A 2,737-nucleotide genomic window follows, 5' to 3' on the forward strand; every position below is an offset into this window, starting at 1 on the left:
TGCGGATTCCGACGAAGTCGCCCAGGCGTACCGATATGAAGTCGCCCGTGGATTCCGAGACGATGTCGCCCACCTTTCCGATTTGATCTCGCCCAGCGGCGAGGCGTTCTGGCCGGCTGGTTCTCTGGCATCGGTCAAGCCGCGTGGTCAATCTGGAATCGCGACTTCAACCTGTTTTTCTTCTTCTGCGGTTGCTGTGGGCATGTGGGCAACGCGATTGCGTTGTCCAAGCGCAGCGGCATGTCCACAGCGCCACGGGCTCAGGTCTTTCGGGCGGATTGCCGGGTTCGGCGCAGGCTCTCACCGGTGAGGTCGAGCCGATGGGCATTGTGGACGAGGCGATCGAGCACGGCGTCGGCATAGGTGGGATCTCCAATGAGCAGATGCCACTGGTCCACGGGGAGCTGGCTGGTGACGATGTTGGAGCGATGAGCGTAGCGATCTTCGAGGATTTCCAGGAGGTCGTGACGGGCACCGGCGTCGAGCGGCTCGAGTCCCCAATCATCGAGGATCAGCAGATCGACACGGCCAAGGCCGCGCAACAGGCGTGGATGGCGGCCGTCGCCGCGGGCGAGCGCCAGATCGTCGAACAGTCGCGGGACGCGCTGATAGAGCACGGAGCGATTGTCGCGACAGGCCTTGTGGCCGAGCGCCGAGGCGAGCCAACTCTTGCCAACGCCGGCCGGGCCGCAGATCAGGAGATTGACGTGGTCGTCGATCCAGCGGCCCTCGACAAGCTTAGCGAACAGCGGGCGGTCGAGACCGCGCGGGGTGCGGTAGTCGATGTCCTCGACGCACGCCTGCTGGCGCAGCTTGGCGTAGCGCAGGCGAGTGGCGAGCCGTTTGTCGTGCCGCAGCGAGGCTTCACGTTCGAGCAGCAGCGCAAGCCATTCGGTGTGACCGAGGCTTGCGGCCTCACCGGTGGCTTCGATGTCGGCGAAGGCCTTGGCCATGCCGTGGAGGCCGAGGGCGTTGAGGCGGTCGAGGGTCGGATGGGTGAGCAAGGGATGATCTCCTAATTGTAGTAGCGCGGTCCGCGGATGTTGGCATGCAGGATCGGCGCATCGTCCGCGGAACGCTGGTGAGCAGAACGCCGATCGAGATTGTTGGCGAGGATCGACTTGACCGAGCCATAGGTGCGCGCGCCGATGTCGATTGCCCGCGCAGCCGCGGCGTCCAGCCGTTCGCGCCCATAGGAGGCGGCGAGCCTGAGGATGCCGAGGCAGGCGCGGAAGCCTTGCTCGGGGTGCGAGCGCTCGTCGAGAATGAGGTCGCACAACGCGCTGGTCGCCGGCCCGATCGCGGCGGCGTCCTGGCGGATACGCGCGATGGTCCAGCCGGCGTAGCGCCGATGGCTGGGGCACGGTGGTGTGTTTGTGATTGCCGCTCATGCGCTGATGCGCGGCGATCCGCTCGCCCTTGTGGAAGATCTCGACGGTACGGGCCGTGAACCGCACCTCGACCTCGGCGCGGGCGAAGCGATGCGGAACGCTGTAGTAATGCTTCTCCACCTCGACGTGGTAATCGAGACTGACGCGGCGGATCCGCCACTCGGCGAGGGCATAGGGGGACGCCGGCAATGGCTTGAGCGCCGGCCGGTCGACCTCCTCGAGCAACCGGCGGCGTGTCACGCCGAGCCGCCGGATCGGCCGTTCCTCATTCAGCCTCGTGAGCAGTTCGCCGATCGCCGCATTGACCTCGGCCAGGCTGTAGAAGGTGCGATGGCGCAGGCGGCCGAGCAGCCAGCGCTCGACGATGAGGACGGCCTGCTCGACCTTGGCCTTGTCGCGCGGCTTGCGCGGCCGCGCCGGCAAGATGGCGGTGCCGTAATGCGCCGCCATCTCCGCGTAGGTACGATTGATCTGCGGGTCGTACAGGCTCGCCTTAATGACCGCGACCTTGGTGTTGTCGGGCACCACCAGCGCCGGTATGCCGCCGATCGCCGCGAAGGCGCCAACATGGGCGCTGATCCGGTCGGCGAGCCCCTGCGTCCACGTCGCCTGCGCGTAGGTGAAGCTCGATGCGCCGAGCACCGCGACGAAGATCTGCGCCGTTCTGCGCTCACCGGTCAGGCGGTCGACCACCACCGGCACGCCATCGCCGGCATAGTCGACGAACAACTTGTCGCCGGCCGCATGGGCCTGGCGCATCGTCACCGACAGGCGGCCCTCCCAGGCGCGGTAGAGCTCACAGAAGCGCGAGTACCGGTATCCGCCGGGCCCGGTGGCGATATATTCCTCCCACAGGATCGACAGCGTCACGTGCTTGCGTTTGAGCTCGCGGTGCACGGTCGCCCAGTCGGGCTCGGCGATGCGGCGGTGACCCTGACGGTTGCCATTGCCGGTCTTCGCGAACAGGCGAAGTTCCAGAACCGTGTCGGTGACGTCGTCTGGCAACGGCCAGCTCAAGCCCGCGGCCGCGAACCGCCGGAGCGCCAGGCGCACCGTCGAGGGCGCCGCGCCCACCCGTCGCGCAATCTCGCGGCTCGGCAGCCCGGCCGCCTTCATTCTGATCACATCGCGCACACGGCGCATCGCAAGCCTCTCCGTCGGCATCCAGGGTCCCCTTCGCAAAGCCGAAAGAGTTGACCCTATGGGAGCCAAAAGAGGCCTCGTCACCCGGGCGACATCATCCCGGAATGGTGGGCGACATCATTTCGGAACGGGTGGGCGACTTCAAATCGGAATGGTGGGCGAGATCATCTCGGAATCCTGGGCGACATCGATCGGAATCCGCA

At 66.5% G+C, this 2,737-nt stretch carries 1 protein-coding gene and 1 pseudogene; both read right to left on the reverse strand.

What is annotated here, in order from left to right:
* Nucleotides 1–260: 260 nt before the first annotated feature.
* A complete protein-coding gene (istB, locus tag AC0L30_RS42645) occupies nucleotides 261–1,004 on the reverse strand; it encodes an IS21-like element helper ATPase IstB (protein ID WP_473406760.1) in 744 nt (247 codons plus the stop codon).
* Nucleotides 1,005–1,015: 11 nt separating this feature from the next.
* Nucleotides 1,016–2,534, reverse strand: a pseudogene (istA, locus tag AC0L30_RS42650) (IS21 family transposase).
* Nucleotides 2,535–2,737: the final 203 nt, after the last annotated feature.

Source organism: Bradyrhizobium sp. MI1.11, from assembly GCF_055811255.1.